We start from the raw sequence: 16,457 nt of genomic DNA on the forward strand, positions 1-16,457 counted from the left end.
CCTATCATCGGCTGATTCCATGGTCTCGCCCGGCGCATTCATGTGGCGGACAGGTCATTCTGAACACCCATGGTCGGCCGGGGCAGATGAGAGGAGTCGCTTCCATGCGAGTTATTTCCAAAAAGCCAGGTGTTCGATTGCTTGTGACCGCGCTGACCTTGTCGGCATCGGCAAGCCTGGCTGCACAACAGCAGGAGAACGCGCCCGATCCCAACATCATCGTGAAAGCGAAGACGGCGGGACCGGAGATCAAGGGCGTGATCGTCGCCCGCAACGGCGACAGACTGAAGGTGCAGGCGCCGGACGGCACCACCACCATCATCGCCGTGAATGACGAGACGCGCATCAAGGCCGGTGGCGGCCTGTTCAGCGGCAGCACCAAGCTGGCATCGGAGCAACTGCTCAACGGCCTGCCGATCACGGTGAAAACGTTGCAGCCCAATGAGGGCGAGACGGACGGCGCGCTCGTCGCCAGCCAGATCAACCTGCGCAACAGCGATTTCCGTACCGCGACGATGATCCGCAACGGCACGGATCAGCGCTTCGCCGAGCAGACGGCGGCGACCGAGGCGCTGCGCGGCCACATGGGCGATATCGACAAATATAATGTGAAGAGCACGACGAACGTGCACTTCGCCACCGGCCGATCGGAACTGTCTTCCGAGGACAAGACCAATCTCTGCGCCACCGCCACATCCGCCCAGGCGACGGAGAATGCGCTGATGCTCGTCGTGGGTTATACGGATTCGACCGGCAGCGACGATCTCAATCAGGAGTTGAGCGAGAAGCGCGCCGCGCGGGTCATCAACTATCTGCAGCAGAATTGCGGATGGAAGCCCTATCGCATGCTGACGCCGACGGGGATGGCCAAGGCAGATCCGGCCGCCAGCAATGAAACGGACGAGGGCAAGGCCCAGAATCGCCGCGTGGCGGTGAACATCCTGGTCAGCAAGAGCCTGGACGGTCTGTAAGCTTCACGGGACGGCGCCCATCCGGGGCGCGCCGCACCCCTTCGCATCGGTCACTCCGCGCCCCCTGCAAAGGCGGAGGCGCGGGGTGGCCCGCCTCGGGCTCAGCCGAGTTTTTCGGCGATGAGCTTGTCGAGCGCCACTTCGGGGCGCGCGCCCCAGTGGGAAATGACTTCGGCGGCCGCGATCGCGCCCATGCGAAGGCTCTCCTCCAGCCCCTTGCCATTCACGTAACCGACGAGGAAACCCGCCGAGAAGAGATCGCCCGCGCCGGTCGTGTCGACGATCTTCGCGATCGGCTCGGCCGGCACGCTGGCCCGCTCGCCCCCCGAAAGCGCGATCGCGCCATCCGGGCCGCGCGTCGTGACCAGCAGTTCCACCTTGGCGGCGGTGAAGGCGACGGCCTCCTCGAAATCCTCCGTGCCGGCCAGCGCCAGCACTTCCTCTTCATTGGCAAAGAGGATGTCGATGTCGCCCGCATCCAGCAAGGCGAGGAAATCGGCCCGGTGATTGTGGATGCAGAACACGGCCGACACGCCCAGCGCCACCTTGCGCCCGGCCGTGCGGGCCATGCGGATCGCGCGCTTCATCGCCTCGCGCGGCTCGGCCGGATCCCACAGATAGCCTTCGAGCAGCAGCACCTTGGCGCTGGCGATCTCCGCCTCCACGATCGCATCCTGCGGCAGATACTGGGCGGCGCCCAGATAGGTGTTCATCGTGCGCTGGCCATCCTCGGACACGAGGATCAGGCAGCGCGCCGTCGGCGCTTCCAGCGTGCGGGCGGGCGTGACGAAATCCACGCCCTGCGCGCGGATATCGTGGGTGAAGACCTCGCCCAACTGATCGGTGGCGACCTGGCCGATGAAGGCGCATCTGGCGCCCAGCGAGGCCGCGCCCGCCAGCGTGTTCGCCGCAGAGCCGCCACTGATCTCGCGTCCGGCCCCCATCGCATCGTAGAGAGTCTTCGCCTGATCGGCGTTCAGCAACTGCATCGCACCCTTGCTCATGCCATGGCGGGCGAGGAAGGCGTCATCGGCCGAGGCCAGAACGTCGACGATGGCATTGCCGATGGCCACGATATCGATGGTGGGTTCGCTCACTGAGATCTCCGTAAACACATCGATCCGGCCTAGAGCCTGATCGTGCGAAGGGGAAGCGCACACTCGGGACGGCGCCCCTACGGCGCGCTCCGGCGGCAACGACTTGCCCCGAAGCCGCCGCGCGGCGAGAGAGAGGAGATGCAGCGCCCGTTTCTCGCACCGCCCCTCCTGCTCGCCTTGGCGCTCGCCGCCTGCGGGCCGACGACCCCGCCCGTCTCGACACCGGCGCCCCCGCCCTCCCCTTCGGCCGCGCCCGCCGCGGGCCTGACCCGTGTGATGGGGCAGAATGCGCCGACGCTGATCGCGCTGCTGGGGCCGCCCGCACTCGATCTGCGCGAGGGCAGCGCGCGCAAGCTGCAATTCCGCTCGCCCGCCTGCGTACTGGATACCTATCTCTATCCGCCCGCCGCCGGCGGGGATCCCAAGGTGACGTGGATCGACACGCGCACGCCCGGCGGCGCGGATTTCGACCGCGCCTCCTGCATCGCCTCGCTCGCCCGGCCGAGCGAGCCTCTCAAGCCTGCTCGTACAGCTCCAGCGGCAGGCCGTCCGGGTCGGAAAAGAAGGTGAAGCGCCGATCCGTATAGGGATCGATCCGGATCGGCTCCAGCGCGATGCCATGGCCTTCCAGCCGGGCGACCTCCGCATCGATATCCGCCACGACGAACGCCAGATGGCGCAGGCCGCATGCTTCCGGCCGGCTCACGCGGGGCGGCGGCGACGGGAAGGAGAAAAGCTCAATCTGGGCATTGCCCGCATCGAGATCGCATTTCCAAGAATCCCGCTCCTTGCGATAAGCCTCCGCCAGCACGGGAAAGCCGAGTATCCCGGAGTAGAAATGCTTCGAGCGATCATAATCGGAACAGATGATCGCGATGTGATGAATGGCACGCATGCGCCCTTCCTAGAGCGGGCCACGCCCCGGTTGAAGCGCCAGCATGGTTCTGCAGGCGCGGAACACTAGGCCAGCGCCCGCCATTCGCCGATCACGTCGGCATCCTCTTCCCGATCCATCCGCCAGATCGCGGCGCATGCGCGCGGCCGATCCAGCCTGGCCAGCGCCCAGATCGCCGCGCCGCGCACCACCGGCGCCTCATCGTCCAGCAGGCGCTCCACGATCGAAGACAAAGCGGGATCGCCGCTATTGCCCGCCGCGATCAGCGCGTTGCGCACCATGCGCGCACGCCCGATCCGCTTGATCGGGGAGCCCGCAAACACCTGCCGGAAGGCGGCGTCGTCCAGCGCGAGCAGATCAGCGAGGTCCGGCGCCTGCAATTCGGCGCGGCCGCGAAAGGCGAGATGGGCATGCGCCGTCGCGGCGAACTTGTTCCACGGACAGACGGCAAGGCAATCATCGCAGCCATAGACATGATTGCCGATCGAATCCCGAAATTCTTTTGGAATCGGCCCCTTATGCTCGATCGTTAAGTAAGAGATGCAACGTCGCGCATCCAGCCTGTAGGGTGCGGGAAAGGCCTGGGTCGGGCATATGCTCTGGCAGGCATCGCAGGATCCGCAGCGATCCTCGGCCGGGGGATCGGGCGCCAGCTCCAGATCGGTGAGGATCGCGCCCAGCAGCAGCCAGCTGCCATGCTCGCGGCTCACCACATTGGTGTGCTTGCCCTGCCAGCCGAGCCCCGCGAGCATGGCGAGCGGCTTTTCCATCACCGGCGCCGTATCCACGAACACCTTGAGTTGGAGCGCCTCGCCCTGCGCCACCAGCCAGCGGGCGAGCGCCTTCAGCGCCTTCTTGACGATGTCATGATAATCCTGGCCCTGCGCATAGACCGAGATGCGGCCCATGCCGCGCTCTTCCGCCAGCAGCATCGGATCGGCGGGCGGCGCATAGCTCATGCCCAGCATGATCGCGGATCTGGCCTCGGGCCACAGTGCCGCCGGATGCGCGCGCTGATCGGCCCGATCCGCCATCCAGCCCATCTCGCCATGCGCCCCCTCGCCCAACCAGACATGGAGCCGCCCACCCGCGAGCCATTCCGCCGGCACGCGCGCAATGCCGCACTGGACGAAACCCAGGCGGGCGGCCTCCTCCTTCAGGCGGCTTTCGAGGCTGTCGACATGGGACATGGGGCCGCCTTTAGCATTTTCGCAGGCCCGTCATCCCGATCTTTCCCGGCATGATCGGCAGGAGCGTGCCGGATCAGGCGGGGAAAGGAACGGGACGGGCGGGATACGGCGCTGGCGCGACGGGGCGAAGTGGAGCTATGAGCCGCCGCCCATGCCCGATCCCGCCATCAGCGCCATCGCCCTCGCCAAAACATTTGGCGGCGTGGCGGCCGTACGCGGCGTGAACCTGTCTGTGCCGGCCGGCAGCATCTACGGCATTCTCGGCCCCAATGGCGCCGGCAAGACGACGACGCTGCGCATGCTGCTGGGCATCATCGATCCGGATGGCGGCGAGCGGCGCATTCTGGGTGCGAAGGATCCGCTCTCGGTGGCGCCGCAGGTGGGCTATCTGCCCGAGGAACGCGGCCTCTATCCGGGGATGACGGCGCGCGAGGCGATCGCCTTCATGGGCGCGCTCAGGGGCTTGCCTCTGGCCGAGGGGCGGCGACGCGCGATCGCGCTGCTGGCAGAGCATGGCCTGCCCGCCGATCGCCCGATCCGCACGCTCTCCAAGGGCATGGCGCAGCTGGTGCAGCTGCTGGGCACGATCGTCCATCATCCGCGCCTGATCGTGCTGGACGAGCCCTTTTCCGGGCTCGACGCGATCAACCAGCAAAGGCTGGAGGGGCTGATACGAGCGCAGGCGGCGGGCGGCGCGACCATCCTTTTTTCCACCCACGTCATCGCCCATGCCGAGCGGCTGTGCGAGCGGATCGCGATCATCGCCGGCGGCGAGGTGCGCTTCGAGGGCGAGATCGCCGCGGCGCGGGCGCGGCTGCCGTCGCGGGTCCGCCTCGCCACGAAGATGATGGACGGGCCGTGGCGCGCGGCGCTTCCGGCCGATGCCGCCTTTCGGGACGGGGCGTGGTCGTTCCAGCTTCCCCAGGACGGGATCGAGCCGCTGCTGGCCGCGCTGATCGACGCCAAAGCGGGCATAGAGACACTCGCCATCGAACCGCCGAGCCTGCACGACGCCTTCGTGGCGATCGTCGGCGCGGAGCCCGAGCCGGAGCCGGCCGCATGAGCCGCCTACTGCGCTCCGCCTGGGTGATTGCGCGCCGGGATTATGTGGCAACAGTCTGGTCCAAAACATTCATATTGTTTCTGATCGGGCCGCTTCTGCCCCTGCTTCTCGGTGGTGGCTATGGCGCGATCATGGCCAGCCAGTCGCGGCCGCCGGCCGGCCGGTCCGTCCAGCTCATCATGGCACGCGCCGATGCCGAGGCACTGATCGCGGCACGCGCGGCGCTGGCGGATCGCCTGGGCGACGGCGCCCTGCCCCGGCTCCAGCGCGCGGGCGAGCGGGGCGATCAGCCGGTACTGACCGGCACGCTGGACACCCCTACCCTTTCCGCGCCGGCAAGCGCCCTGCCCCGCCTGTCCGGGCGGATCGGCCTGATCGTGGATCAGGCGCGCGCGGCGCGGGCGCTGGGCAAGGCGCTGCCCCCGCCAGTGCGGATCGTCACGCGCGCGGACGAGGGGCGCGAGGATGGCCATGGCGGCAGCCGCCGCGACGATGGCCGCATCGATCTCGCGCGCGGATCGCAGTTCGTGCTCTTCTTCCTCACGATGCTGCTCGCGGGCATGATGATCTCCAATCTGGTCGAGGAGAAATCCTCCAAGGTGATCGAGCTGCTGGCCGCCGCCGTGCCGATCGACGCCATCTTCCTCGGCAAGTTGATCGGCATGCTCGGCGTCTCCCTCACCGGCGTCGCGATCTGGACGAGCGCGGGCGTGATCGCGGCGGGCTTCCTGCCGCCACAATGGGCGCTCGCTCCGCCCGCCGTCGGCTGGCCGGCCTTCCTGCTGCTGGGCATTCTCTATTTCGCGACCGTCTATCTGCTGATCGGCGCGCTCTATCTGGGCGTCGGCGCGCAGGCAGGCAGCGTGCGCGAGGTGCAGACCCTCTCCATGCCGCTCACGATGGGGCAGTTGCTCGTCTTCGGCCTCGCCTCGGCCGCCGTGCCCGAGCCTTTCGGCGCCGTGGGATGGCTCGCCGCGATCATCCCCTGGACGTCTCCCTTCGCGATGATGTCGCGCGCGGCGCAGTTTCCCGCGCTCTGGCCCCACGCTCTGGCGCTGCTGTGGCAGCTCGCCGCGCTGGCGCTGATGATTCGGATCGGCGCGCGGATGTTTCGCCGCAACGTCCTTAAATCCGGCCGGGGCGCGATCGCGAAACCTTGAGCCCGCTTCCAACGTAATTACCTGAAGGAGCGAGGAGAGAAGGAATGCGGGTGACGCGGCGAGAGGCGATCGGAGCGATGGGCATGGCTTCTGCCGTGGCCCTGCTGTGGACGTCGCGCGGCGGCGCCGTGGAGACGAAATATGCCGTCACCCTCTCCGATGCCGAATGGCGGAAGAAATTGTCGCCGCCCGCTTATGCCGTGCTGCGCCAAGCCAGCACAGAGCGCCCTTTTTCCTCGCCGCTGAACGAGGAGCATCGCGCGGGCATCTTCGCCTGCGGAGGCTGCGCGCTGCCGCTTTTCTCGTCGCGCACCAAATATGACAGCCATACCGGCTGGCCCAGTTTCTATGCGCCGCTGCCCGGCGCGGTTCGGACGAAGACCGATTTCGAGATCGGCGTGCCGCGCACCGAGGTGCATTGCCGGCGCTGCGGCGGCCATCTCGGCCACGTTTTCGACGACGGGCCACAGCCGACGGGCAAGCGCTATTGCATGAACGGCGTGGCGATGACCTTCACGGCCGGACGGGCTTGAGGGCTGTTTCGGTCATCCGGGCTCCATCCGGGATGGCGCTGCCGGCGCGCGCGGCGGTGGGTGTGTCGCGCATCCCACAGTGGGACGTTCCGGAGCGCCCGGGCCAGATCATGCTGGCAATCGTCACACATACGGCCCACATTCCATTCCGACTCGTGCCTTAAAGGACCAGATGAGCCGCAAGCCAGTCCCCGCCCGCGCAGGCGACAGTGCCCGCCTGGAAATCACCTTCGAACGCCCACAATTGCTGGGCCGCCTTTTCGGCGAATATGACAAGAATCTCATAGCGATAGAGCACAGGCTGGGTGTCTATATCTCGGCGCGCGGCAACAAGCTGCAGATCGAGGGAGAGGCCGAACAGGCGGGCCGCGCGCGGGATGTTTTGTCCGGCCTCTACAATCGCATCGTGCGCGGCGAGGATGTCGATGCCGGCATGGTGGATGCGGTGATCCAGATGTCTTCCGAACCCACGTTGGACGGCATCATCCGCAACGACGTATCGGCCCCGCCGCAGGTGATGATCCGCACGCGCAAGAAGACGATCGTGCCGCGATCGCCCACCCAGGCGCGCTACATGGAGGCGCTGGGATCGGCCGATCTGATCTTCGCGCTCGGCCCGGCGGGAACCGGCAAGACCTATGTCGCCGTCGCGCAGGCGGTGCAGCAGCTGATCCAGGGATCGGTGCAGCGCATCATCCTGTCGCGCCCGGCGGTGGAAGCCGGCGAGCGGCTTGGCTTCCTGCCCGGCGACATGAAGGAGAAGGTGGATCCCTATCTCCGCCCGCTTTACGACGCGCTTTACGATATGCTGCCCGCCGAACAGGTGGAGCGCCGCATCGCGAGCGGAGAGATCGAGATCGCGCCGATCGCCTTTATGCGCGGCCGCACGCTTTCCGACGCGTTCGTGATCCTCGACGAGGCGCAGAACACCACGCCCGCGCAGATGAAGATGTTCCTCACCCGCTTCGGCCAGAACAGCCGGATGGTGGTGTGCGGCGATCCCCGCCAGATCGATCTGCCCGATATCGGCAAATCCGGCCTCGCGGACGCGGTGAACCGGTTGGAGGGCATAGGCGAGATCGCGACGATCCGCTTCGGCGCGGCGGACGTGGTGCGCCACCCGATCGTGGGCAAGATCGTGCAGGCCTATGAGGGGCCGGACGACGCCTGATCGGACTGGCATCACAACTCCGGCTCAGGTGCGGGAAGGTCGTTCGTCGCGCGATCCGGGCTTTTGCGAAACGGGCGGCCGGCCATGGCGGCGGCCCATCGCGCGGTCTCGCCCGCCGGTTATCGTTTGGATGATCCTTCCTCAGCCGTTACGAGGCGACGCATGATCCATGTAGAAACCGCCGTAGAGGAACCGTGGCCCGAAGCGGACTGGGAGGCGCTGGCCTCACGCGCCGTCGCCGCGGCGCTCGCGACGAGCCCCTATGCCGGCATCGCCCGGGCGCGGTACACCGCCGAGGTTTCGGTGCTCTTCACCTCCGATGAGGAGGTGCGCACGCTCAATCGCGAATATCGCCAGAAAGACAAGCCGACCAACGTCCTCTCCTTCCCGATGGTGCAGGCCGACATGATCGAGGGTCTGACCAACAGCGACGATGGCGAGGTGCTGCTGGGCGATATCGTGCTGGCTTATGGCGTGACGGCGGCTGAGGCGGCGGAGAAGCATGCCTCGATCGCGGATCATGCGACCCATCTGATTGTCCACGGGCTGCTCCATTTGCTAGGCTATGACCATGAGCAGGGAGAGGCCGAGGCCGATCACATGGAGGAACTGGAGCGCGCGGCGCTCGCCACGCTCGGGATCGCGGATCCCTATGTGGTGCGGGAGGCCTGAGAGCGACCATGGCTGAGGCGAATGACGGCGGCCGATTGTGGGCGGGCCTGCGCGGCCTGCTCTTCGGCAACGAGGCCGAGCCGACGCTTCGCGACCAGATTGCGGAAGCGATCGAGGAGCATGAGGAACAGGATCATGGCGCGCCGGCCAAGGGAGACCTTTCGGTCGCGGAGCGCCAGATGCTGCGCAACCTGCTGGATTTCGGGGATCGCACCGCCGGGGACGTAGGCGTCACGCGCGGCGACATCATAGCGGTTCCGGATACCACGCCCTTCGCCGAACTGGTGCAGGTGTTCGCTGAAGCCGGGCACAGCCGCCTCCCCATTTTCCAAGACGATCTGGATCATGTGATCGGCATGATCCACGTCAAGGACGTGTTCGCCATCCTCGCCAACGGGCAGGAGCCGCCCGAAACGCTGGCGGGCCTGATCCGCCAGCCGCGCTACGTGCCCGAATCGATGGGCGTGCTGGATCTGCTGGCCGAAATGCGGGCGACGCGCACCCATCTCGCGATCGTGCTGGATGAATATTCGGGCACGGAAGGGCTCGTCACGATCGAGGATATCGTCGAGGAAATCGTCGGCCAGATCGAGGACGAGCATGACGAGACGCCGATGGCGATGCTCGTGCCGCTCGACGATGGCGCATGGGATGCGGACGCCCGTACCGAACTGGAAGAGGTGGCCGAAGCCGTGGATCCGCGCCTCGCCGATATCGAGGAGGATGTGGATACGCTCGGCGGCCTCGCCTCGGTGCTCGCCGGCCATGTGCCGCAGCAGGGCGAGACAGTGACGCATCCCAGCGGGTGGAAGCTGGAGGTGATCGCCGCCGATCCCCGCCGGGTGGAGCGATTGCGCCTGCACCCGCCGGTGGAGCCGGCCTGAGCCGCCCGCCCCTTTTCGCCATCCGGCCACCTTTCGCTTTCTGGAACGTTACGCCGCCATGCTGAAGCGCATCCTCATCCTCGTCGGCCTGCTGATCGTCGCATCGGCGGCGGGCCTCTATTTCACCGTGCGCAACCAGCGCGCCCGGCTCGACATCACGGCGGGACAGGGCACGAAACCCAAGCTGGATTCGATCCATACCGGGCTGGTGCCGCTCGTCCATGTCGCGAAGGCCGTGGGCTGGAAGCCGGGCGAGATGCCGACGCCCGCGCCGGGCCTGAAGGTGCAGCCCTTCGCGACCGGGCTGGATCATCCGCGCTGGCTGCTCGCTTTGCCCAATGGCGATGTTCTGGTGGCCGAAACCAACGCGCCACCCAAGCCCGAGGACAATAAGGGCATCAAGGCCAAGGTGCAGGGCCTCGTCATGGCGCGCGCGGGCGCGGGCACGAAGAGCGCCAACCGCATCACCCTGCTGCGCGACAAGGATGGCGACGGGATCGCGGAGAGCCGCTCGGTGCTGCTCTCCGGGCTCAATTCGCCCTTCGGCATGGCGCTGGTCGGCCCCATGCTCTACATCGCCAATGCCGATGCGATCGTGAGCGTGCCCTTCACGCCCGGCCAGACCAGGATCGATGCGAAGCCCGTGAAGCTGATTGATCTGCCGGGCGGCCCGATCAACCATCACTGGACCAAGAACATCATCGCCAGCCCCGACGGCAAATTGCTGTACGTGACGGTGGGATCGAATTCCAACGTGGGCGAACGCGGCATGGCCGTGGAGAAGGAGCGCGCCGCGATCCTGGAGGTGGATCTCCAGACGAAAGAACATCGCATCTACGCCTATGGCCTGCGCAACCCCAATGGCATGGCCTGGGAGCCCACCCGCAAGGTGCTGTGGACGGTCGTTAACGAGCGAGACGAACTGGGCTCCGATATCGTCCCCGATTATCTCACCGAGGTGCAGTTCGGCGGCTTCTACGGCTGGCCCTGGTATTATTGGGGCGGCCTGCCCGATACCCGGCCCAAGGAAGAGGACGATCAGGACCTCCAGCAATATGTGATCCGGCCGGATTATGCGCTGGGGCCGCACACAGCCTCCCTGGGGCTCGCTTTCTCCGAAGGCGCCAGGCTCGGCCCCCATTTCGCGAGCGGCGCCTTCATCGGCCAGCACGGATCGTGGAACCGCAAGCCTTTCTCCGGCTACAAGGTGATCTTCGTGCGTTTCCGGAACGGACGCCCCGTGGGCCTGCCGATCGACGTGCTGTCGGGCTTTCTCGACAAGAACGAGCAGGCGCGCGGGCGACCGGTGGGCGTGGTCGTCGATCGCACCGGCGGGCTGCTGGTTGCCGACGATGTCGGCAACGCCGTGTGGCGGGTGAGCGCGAAATGACGCCGCTCACGATCGACGTGCCGCACCGGCTGGGCCGCGCCGGCGCGCGCGATCGGATGAAGGCGCGCGTGGGCGATCTGGCCGGCCACATTCCCGGCGGCTTCGCGGAGGTGCAGTCCGCCTGGCCGGGCGAGAATGAGATGATCCTGAACATCAAGGCGATGGGCCAGGAAATCGCCGCCAGCCTGGAGGTGGAGGAGGCCTATGTGCGCGTCCATCTGATGCTGCCGGCGATGCTGGGCTTCTTTTCGGGCGCGATCGAGGCGGCCGTGAAGGAAGGCGGCACACGGATGCTGGAGGACAAGAGCGGATCGGCCTGAGCCGGCTCCGCCCTCTCGTATCATTTCCCTCCCCTTGCCGCTGACGACGATCAGAATTCCCGGTCGTCATCCTCGCCGGGCGTCAGGCTGGCGACATAATCGCGGCATCCGCCCGCGGCCGGCCCTTCCAGCCTGCGACATTCCCGCGCATCCTCGACATCCCTGTCCGAAGCCCAGGCATAGCCTTCGCCATAGGCGCGATCAGCCTCCGCAATGGCTATCTCGCGCTCCGTGGCCTCGTCGGTGACGGCATCGTCCCAGCGATCCGGGCGGGCATAGGTGGCGGGCTCGGCCGGCGGCGCATCCATCAAGGACCGGACGGGAGCGACCGGCGCCGCCGCCGACATCTCCAGAGCGGGCCGATCGCGGACGCCCGCCGGCGGCGTATAGGCAGCGCTCGTCCAGTTCGCCTTGGTGTGTGTGGGTGGCAGCAGCAGGATCACGCTGCCGGCAAACAATGCCGCGCCGATCGCGCCCTGCAAGGCCCAGCTTCTCTCCATGCCGGATAAAACGCGCGAAGCAGGCGCTGGTGCCCTCGTCTTATCCGAAGCGACCGGTCAGATAATCGCGGGTCTGGGTCGAGCGGGGCTTGGAGAAGAGCGCGTCGGTGGGGCCGAATTCCACCATCCGGCCGAGATACATGAAGCCGGTATGATCGGAGATGCGGCTGGCCTGCTGTAGATTGTGCGTCACCATCACGATCGTGAGATCGCGCTTCAGCTCGAACAGGGTCTGTTCCAGCTTGGCGGTGGAGATGGGATCGAGCGCCGAAGCCGGCTCGTCGAGCAGCAGGACCTGCGGGCTCACGGCGAGGCCCCGGGCGACGCACAGGCGCTGCTGCTGCCCCCCAGAAAGGCCAAGGCCGGAGCCGGCAAGCTGATCCTTCACCTCATCCCACAGCGCCGCCCGCCGCAGGGCATGCTCGACGATCACATCCATGTCCGCCTTGCTCTTGCGCTCATGGAGGCGGACCCCGAAGGCCACATTGTCGTAGATCGACATCGGGAAGGGCGTGGGCTTCTGGAACACCATGCCGATCCGCGCGCGCAGCGCCGCGAGATCGGTGGAGGCCAGCACATCCACGCCATCCAGCCGGATCGAGCCCTCAGCACGCTGGCCCGGATAGAGGGCATAGATCCGGTTGAGCGCGCGCAGCAGCGTGGATTTGCCGCAGCCGGAAGGGCCGATCAGCGCGGTGATCCGGTTGCGTTCGACAGCAAGATCGACGCCGAACAGCACCTGCGTCTGCCCGTAATAGAAATCCAGGCCGCGCGCCTCCAGCACCACGGTGGCGGGATCCGGCTCCGTAACGGGCCGGTCGGCGGGCTTCATCTGATCGGGCATCGGCGTCATCGTCACGACAGGTGGCTCTCCCGGGCCAGGATACGGCCCACGATATTCACCGCGAGCACCGCCACCGCGATCAGCAGCGCGCCAGCCCAGGCCAGCGATTGCCACTCGTCATAGGCGGACAGAGCGAATTGAAAGATGGTGGTCGGCAGGCTCGCCATCGGCTGTGCCGGATCGGCATTGTAGAATTGATTGCCAAGCGAGGTGAACAGCAGCGGCGCCGTCTCCCCGCTGATCCGCGCAAAGCCGAGCAGGCCGCCCGTGAGCAGGCCGGTGCGCGCCGCGCGCCATACGATGCGGCGGATCACGAGCGCCCGGCCCGCGCCCAGCGCCATCCCCGCCTCGCGCAGGGCGGCCGGTTGCAGCAGCAGGATATCCTCGGTCGTCCGCACCACGATCGGCGTCGCCACGAAAGCCAGCGCCACCGCGCCGGCATAGCCCGAAAAGCCCCGAAAGGGCGCCACCAGCAGCTCATAGACGAGCAGGCCGACGAGGATGGAGGGCGCGGAGAGCAGCACGTCGTTCAGGAAGCGGACGATCGCGGCCGTGCGCGTGCCGGCCGCATATTCGGCAAGCCACGTCCCCGCGAGAATGCCGACGACCAGCGCCGCAACCATCCCCATGCCACACATGATGAGCGATCCGACGATCGCGTTGCGCAGCCCGCCGGTGGATCCCGGCGCGGGCTGATCGGCCGTGAACAGCGCCATGCCGATGCCGCCCAGCCCCTTGCTGACGAGCGTCCACAGGATCGCGATCAGCAGGGCCAGCGCGATCGCCGTCGCCAGGCCACACAGCGCCACGAAGATCGCGTTGGCGAGCTTGCGTTCGGCCGCGCGCGTCCGCATCAGCGCTCTCCCGTCCGCAACAGCATCCGCGCCAGCGCGAGCACCCCGAACGTCATCAGGAACAGGATCAGGCCGAGCGCCACGAGCGAGGCTTCGTGCAGCGCGCCGGTCGCCTCGGTGAATTCGTTGGCGATGGTGGAGGCGATCGTCGATCCGCCATCGAACAGCGAACGCGGCATGGCATGCGCATTGCCGATGATGAAGGTGACGGCCATCGTCTCGCCCAGCGCGCGGCCGAGCCCCAGCATGATGACGCCGATCATGCTGCGCCTCACCGAGGGAATGGTGATCGATCGCACCACTTCCAGCGGCGTGCAGCCGAGCCCATAGGCCGCCTCGCGCACCTGCGGGGGCACGGTGAGGAAAAGCTCCCGGAAGACGGCCGCCATATAAGGCAGGATCATCACGGCCAGCACCAGCGAGGCGGTGAAGATGTTCGCGCCATTGGGCGTGCCGGAGAAGAAGGCGTCGGCCCAGCTGCCCGGCTCGGTGGAAAGCGCGATCGGCAGCTGGATATGTTCGGCGAACCAGGGGGCCAGCACGAACAGGCCCCACATGCCATAAACGATCGAGGGGATGCCGGCGAGCAGTTCGATCGCGACGGCGACCGGCGGCGCCAGCGTGGCCGGGCAGAATTCGACCAGGAAGATGGCGACGCCCAGCGCCAGCGGCAGCGCGAAGGCAAGCGCGATCGAGGCGGTCAGCAGCGTGCCCACGATCGGCCCGGCCGCGCCATAAATCTCCGTCACCGGATTCCAGGTGGCGCTGAAGAGGAAGCCGAGGCCGAAGCTGCGGAAGGCCGGCCAGCCGCCGATGACGAGGCTCACCACCATGCCCGCCAGCGCGGACATCAGCAAGGTCGCGGCGGCGGCGCAGGCGAAACGAAACAGCGCCTCGCCCGCCCCCTGCCGCTCGATCGGGCCGCCCGTGGAAAGGCTCGCCATCAGCGCACGCCCCCCGCAGATGCGCCGCCCGTCAGGCCGAGCCATCGCCATTGCCGGATCAGGAGGGTTTCCACCTTCGCGGGAATGGGCACGAAATCCAGCGCGGCGGCCATCGCATCGCCACGGGAAAAGGCCCAGGCGAAGAAGCCCAGCGCCTCGCGCACCTCCTGCCCGTCGGCAGGATGGCGCGGCACCAGGATGAAGGTGGCACCCGCGATCGGCCATGCATCCGGCGCTGGTTCATCCAGCAGCAGCACATGATTGCCGGGGCTGCGCAGCCAGTTGGCGCTGGCGGCGGCGGCAGCGAAGGCCGGCGCGCCCGGCATCACGAAGCGGCCGGCGCGATTGCGCAGCGCCACCACCGTCGATCCGTTCTGCTTGGCATAGGCATATTCGACATAACCGATCGAGCCCTTCGTCTGCTTCACGAAGGCCGAAACGCCGTCATTGCCCTTTCCGCCCAGCCCCGTCGGCCACGCGACTGCATCGCTTGCCCCCACCTGCGCCGCCCAATCGGCACTGCGACGAGCGAGATAGGAGGTGAAGAGAAAGGTCGTGCCCGATCCATCCGACCGGTGAACCACCGTGATCGGCAGATTGGGCAGGCGCATGCCGGGGTTCAGCCCGGCGATCGGGGGGGCATTCCAGCGGCGGACGCGGCCCAGATAGATATCGGCCAGCACTTCCGCGCTCAGCCGTATCTGGCCCGATCGGGCCCCCGGCAGATTCACGATCGGCGCGATCCCGCCCACCAGCGTCGGAAACTGATAGAGGCCCGCCGCCGCCAGATCGCGCGGGCGCAGCGGCTTGTCCGAAGCACCGAAGGCAACGGTGCCGGCCTTAACCTGTTTGATGCCGCCACCCGATCCGATCGCCTGATAATTGACGCTCACCCCCGTCCGCGCGCGATAGGCCTCGGCCCATTTCGCATAGGCCGGCGCGGGAAAGGTCGCGCCGGCGCCCGCCACCGTGATCGCCTGCGCCGCGCCGGACGCCGTTGCGATCAACAGCAGCAGGGCAAGCAAGCACAGGCGCGTCGGCAGCATTGCGTCCCCAGAGTGTCTTCGGCAGCGGCTGCGGCCGGGGCGATGGTGGTATCGGCCCCCGGCGACCGCTCTGGGTCGCTTCTATGACAATTATGTGACAACGCCAGCCTGTCCACCGCATTGTCGCACAAGCAGGCCGCTCCTCAGCGGGGCTGGCGCTCCAGATAGAGATAATCGGACGAGAAGCCGGCGAGGCGGCGCAGCGCCGCGAGATCGCCGATCGAAACCGTCGCCGCGCGGAAATCGACGATGCCATTCTCGCGCAGGTGGCGCAGCGTGCGATTCACATGAACGGGCGTAAGCGCGGTGGCATCGGCAATGTCGATCTGCGTGAGCGGCAGCGCGAAGCCGTGCGCATCCGCGAGGCCGACCACCTCGAGCCGCATCTGCAATTCGCACAGGAGATGCGCGATCCGCCCCACGGCCGTGCGCCCCAGCGATGCGATCCATTCCCGGTGGATCGCGGCATCCACCATCGTGGAAAACCACAGCAGGCGCGCAAGATGGGGATGCTCGCTCGTCATTTCGCGCAGCAGCGGGTGCGGCGCCTCGGCCAGCCTCGCCGGAGACAAAGTGACGACCTCATGATCGAGCGACTTCAGCAGCAGACCATGAAGATCGAGGAAGTCGCCCGGCACATGAATGGCCAAAATCTGCCGCCGGCCATTGGGAAGCTCGGTCTGGCGGGCGACGAATCCCTCCACCAAGAGTTGGCTCTTTTCGAGATGCTCGTGCGGCCGCGCGACCGTGGCGCGATTGGGATAATCGCGGCATTCGGTGATGACGGCGGCCAAAGCGGCGATTTCCGTATCCGAGATCGTATCGGAGCGTCGCAGCCTGTCGATGAGCGGGCCGATGGGCGCGAAACGTGGGTCGCTGGTCACAGCGGAAGGATCGACAAAAGGTGGCCCCCGACGGCGGAA

At 67.2% G+C, this 16,457-nt stretch carries 19 protein-coding genes; 10 read left to right on the top strand and 9 right to left on the bottom strand.

What is annotated here, in order from left to right; genetic code table 11:
• Positions 1-104 precede the first annotated feature (104 nt).
• Positions 105-971 (top strand): OmpA family protein, encoded by an 867-nt coding sequence (locus DI605_RS13315; protein WP_293974645.1) that lies wholly within the window; start codon positions 105-107, stop codon positions 969-971.
• Positions 972-1,072: 101 nt separating this feature from the next.
• Here DI605_RS13315 and DI605_RS13320 read toward each other — a convergent pair whose 3' ends face one another.
• Positions 1,073-2,068, bottom strand: coding sequence for an adenosine kinase (locus tag DI605_RS13320; protein ID WP_293974648.1), 996 nt, complete (start codon positions 2,066-2,068; stop codon positions 1,073-1,075).
• 138 nt (positions 2,069-2,206) lie between these two features.
• On the opposite strand from DI605_RS13320, the gene DI605_RS13325 reads away from it, so the two are divergent.
• A complete protein-coding gene (locus tag DI605_RS13325; RefSeq protein ID WP_293974651.1) occupies positions 2,207-2,638 on the top strand; it encodes a hypothetical protein in 432 nt (143 codons plus the stop codon).
• Here the strand turns inward: DI605_RS13325 and DI605_RS13330 are convergent.
• Both DI605_RS13330 and queG read right to left on the bottom strand, forming a co-directional pair.
• Complete coding sequence (locus tag DI605_RS13330) at positions 2,583-2,963, bottom strand: VOC family protein (RefSeq protein WP_293974654.1); 381 nt, start codon at positions 2,961-2,963, stop codon at positions 2,583-2,585. The two genes, DI605_RS13325 and DI605_RS13330, sit on opposite strands and share 56 nt — an antisense overlap.
• 65 nt (positions 2,964-3,028) lie before the next feature.
• On the bottom strand, positions 3,029-4,153 hold the full coding sequence (queG, locus tag DI605_RS13335) for a tRNA epoxyqueuosine(34) reductase QueG (protein ID WP_293974657.1): 1,125 nt from the start codon (positions 4,151-4,153) through the stop codon (positions 3,029-3,031).
• A 151-nt stretch (positions 4,154-4,304) separates the two neighbouring features.
• Here queG and DI605_RS13340 point away from each other — a divergent pair, with 151 nt between their 5' ends.
• From DI605_RS13340 to DI605_RS13375, 8 genes are all read left to right on the top strand, one after another.
• Positions 4,305-5,216: an ABC transporter ATP-binding protein gene (locus DI605_RS13340; RefSeq protein ID WP_293974660.1), complete on the top strand. Its 912-nt coding sequence runs from the start codon at positions 4,305-4,307 to the stop codon at positions 5,214-5,216.
• Positions 5,213-6,376, top strand: coding sequence for an ABC transporter permease (locus tag DI605_RS13345; protein ID WP_293974662.1), 1,164 nt, complete (start codon positions 5,213-5,215; stop codon positions 6,374-6,376). Before DI605_RS13340 ends, DI605_RS13345 begins: the two co-directional genes overlap by 4 nt.
• Before the next feature lie 83 nt (positions 6,377-6,459).
• Complete coding sequence (gene msrB, locus DI605_RS13350; protein WP_293974914.1) at positions 6,460-6,909, top strand: peptide-methionine (R)-S-oxide reductase MsrB; 450 nt, start codon at positions 6,460-6,462, stop codon at positions 6,907-6,909.
• Between the two features lie 172 nt (positions 6,910-7,081).
• Complete coding sequence (locus DI605_RS13355) at positions 7,082-8,080, top strand: PhoH family protein (RefSeq protein ID WP_293974665.1); 999 nt, start codon at positions 7,082-7,084, stop codon at positions 8,078-8,080.
• A gap of 162 nt (positions 8,081-8,242) precedes the next feature.
• The gene (gene ybeY / locus DI605_RS13360) at positions 8,243-8,752 is read left to right on the top strand and encodes an rRNA maturation RNase YbeY (RefSeq protein WP_293974668.1); all 510 of its coding nucleotides are present in this window, start codon (positions 8,243-8,245) and stop codon (positions 8,750-8,752) included.
• 8 nt (positions 8,753-8,760) lie between these two features.
• Positions 8,761-9,636 (top strand): hemolysin family protein, encoded by an 876-nt coding sequence (locus DI605_RS13365; RefSeq protein ID WP_293974671.1) that lies wholly within the window; start codon positions 8,761-8,763, stop codon positions 9,634-9,636.
• Between the two features lie 58 nt (positions 9,637-9,694).
• Positions 9,695-11,026, top strand: a complete 1,332-nt coding sequence (locus DI605_RS13370) for a sorbosone dehydrogenase family protein (protein ID WP_293974674.1) — start codon at positions 9,695-9,697, stop codon at positions 11,024-11,026.
• Complete coding sequence (locus DI605_RS13375) at positions 11,023-11,346, top strand: polyhydroxyalkanoic acid system family protein (RefSeq protein ID WP_293974677.1); 324 nt, start codon at positions 11,023-11,025, stop codon at positions 11,344-11,346. The genes DI605_RS13370 and DI605_RS13375 overlap by 4 nt, the downstream gene beginning before the upstream one ends.
• A 50-nt stretch (positions 11,347-11,396) precedes the next feature.
• On the opposite strand, the gene DI605_RS13380 is transcribed toward DI605_RS13375, so the two are convergent.
• From DI605_RS13380 to DI605_RS13405, 6 genes are all read right to left on the bottom strand, one after another.
• A complete protein-coding gene (locus DI605_RS13380; RefSeq protein WP_293974680.1) occupies positions 11,397-11,846 on the bottom strand; it encodes a hypothetical protein in 450 nt (149 codons plus the stop codon).
• Between the two features lie 40 nt (positions 11,847-11,886).
• Positions 11,887-12,678: a phosphate ABC transporter ATP-binding protein PstB gene (gene pstB / locus DI605_RS13385; RefSeq protein ID WP_293974916.1), complete on the bottom strand. Its 792-nt coding sequence runs from the start codon at positions 12,676-12,678 to the stop codon at positions 11,887-11,889.
• Positions 12,679-12,701: 23 nt separating this feature from the next.
• Positions 12,702-13,544 (bottom strand): phosphate ABC transporter permease PstA, encoded by an 843-nt coding sequence (gene pstA / locus DI605_RS13390; RefSeq protein ID WP_293974683.1) that lies wholly within the window; start codon positions 13,542-13,544, stop codon positions 12,702-12,704.
• Positions 13,544-14,488 (bottom strand): phosphate ABC transporter permease subunit PstC, encoded by a 945-nt coding sequence (gene pstC, locus DI605_RS13395; protein WP_293974686.1) that lies wholly within the window; start codon positions 14,486-14,488, stop codon positions 13,544-13,546. Before pstC ends, pstA begins: the two co-directional genes overlap by 1 nt.
• The gene (gene pstS, locus DI605_RS13400; protein ID WP_293974689.1) at positions 14,488-15,534 is read right to left on the bottom strand and encodes a phosphate ABC transporter substrate-binding protein PstS; all 1,047 of its coding nucleotides are present in this window, start codon (positions 15,532-15,534) and stop codon (positions 14,488-14,490) included. The genes pstC and pstS overlap by 1 nt, the downstream gene beginning before the upstream one ends.
• A 143-nt stretch (positions 15,535-15,677) precedes the next feature.
• The gene (locus tag DI605_RS13405) at positions 15,678-16,418 is read right to left on the bottom strand and encodes a Crp/Fnr family transcriptional regulator (RefSeq protein WP_293974692.1); all 741 of its coding nucleotides are present in this window, start codon (positions 16,416-16,418) and stop codon (positions 15,678-15,680) included.
• Positions 16,419-16,457: the final 39 nt, after the last annotated feature.

The sequence above is a fragment of the Sphingomonas sp. genome (genome assembly GCF_003248515.1).
Lineage (GTDB): Bacteria > Pseudomonadota > Alphaproteobacteria > Sphingomonadales > Sphingomonadaceae > Sphingomonas_I.

Coding starts and splice junctions, on each gene's coding strand:
- DI605_RS13340 (WP_293974660.1), top strand. CDS start 4,305: ATGCCCGATCCCGCCATCAGCGCCATCGCCCTCGCCAAAACATTTGGC.
- DI605_RS13365 (WP_293974671.1), top strand. CDS start 8,761: ATGGCTGAGGCGAATGACGGCGGCCGATTGTGGGCGGGCCTGCGCGGC.
- pstS (WP_293974689.1), bottom strand. CDS start 15,534: ATGCTGCCGACGCGCCTGTGCTTGCTTGCCCTGCTGCTGTTGATCGCA.
- DI605_RS13330 (WP_293974654.1), bottom strand. CDS start 2,963: ATGCGTGCCATTCATCACATCGCGATCATCTGTTCCGATTATGATCGC.
- DI605_RS13375 (WP_293974677.1), top strand. CDS start 11,023: ATGACGCCGCTCACGATCGACGTGCCGCACCGGCTGGGCCGCGCCGGC.
- pstA (WP_293974683.1), bottom strand. CDS start 13,544: ATGCGGACGCGCGCGGCCGAACGCAAGCTCGCCAACGCGATCTTCGTG.
- DI605_RS13315 (WP_293974645.1), top strand. CDS start 105: ATGCGAGTTATTTCCAAAAAGCCAGGTGTTCGATTGCTTGTGACCGCG.
- ybeY (WP_293974668.1), top strand. CDS start 8,243: ATGATCCATGTAGAAACCGCCGTAGAGGAACCGTGGCCCGAAGCGGAC.
- msrB (WP_293974914.1), top strand. CDS start 6,460: ATGGCTTCTGCCGTGGCCCTGCTGTGGACGTCGCGCGGCGGCGCCGTG.
- DI605_RS13370 (WP_293974674.1), top strand. CDS start 9,695: ATGCTGAAGCGCATCCTCATCCTCGTCGGCCTGCTGATCGTCGCATCG.
- DI605_RS13380 (WP_293974680.1), bottom strand. CDS start 11,846: ATGGAGAGAAGCTGGGCCTTGCAGGGCGCGATCGGCGCGGCATTGTTT.
- DI605_RS13325 (WP_293974651.1), top strand. CDS start 2,207: ATGCAGCGCCCGTTTCTCGCACCGCCCCTCCTGCTCGCCTTGGCGCTC.
- pstC (WP_293974686.1), bottom strand. CDS start 14,488: ATGGCGAGCCTTTCCACGGGCGGCCCGATCGAGCGGCAGGGGGCGGGC.
- DI605_RS13355 (WP_293974665.1), top strand. CDS start 7,082: ATGAGCCGCAAGCCAGTCCCCGCCCGCGCAGGCGACAGTGCCCGCCTG.
- DI605_RS13345 (WP_293974662.1), top strand. CDS start 5,213: ATGAGCCGCCTACTGCGCTCCGCCTGGGTGATTGCGCGCCGGGATTAT.
- queG (WP_293974657.1), bottom strand. CDS start 4,153: ATGTCCCATGTCGACAGCCTCGAAAGCCGCCTGAAGGAGGAGGCCGCC.
- pstB (WP_293974916.1), bottom strand. CDS start 12,678: ATGAAGCCCGCCGACCGGCCCGTTACGGAGCCGGATCCCGCCACCGTG.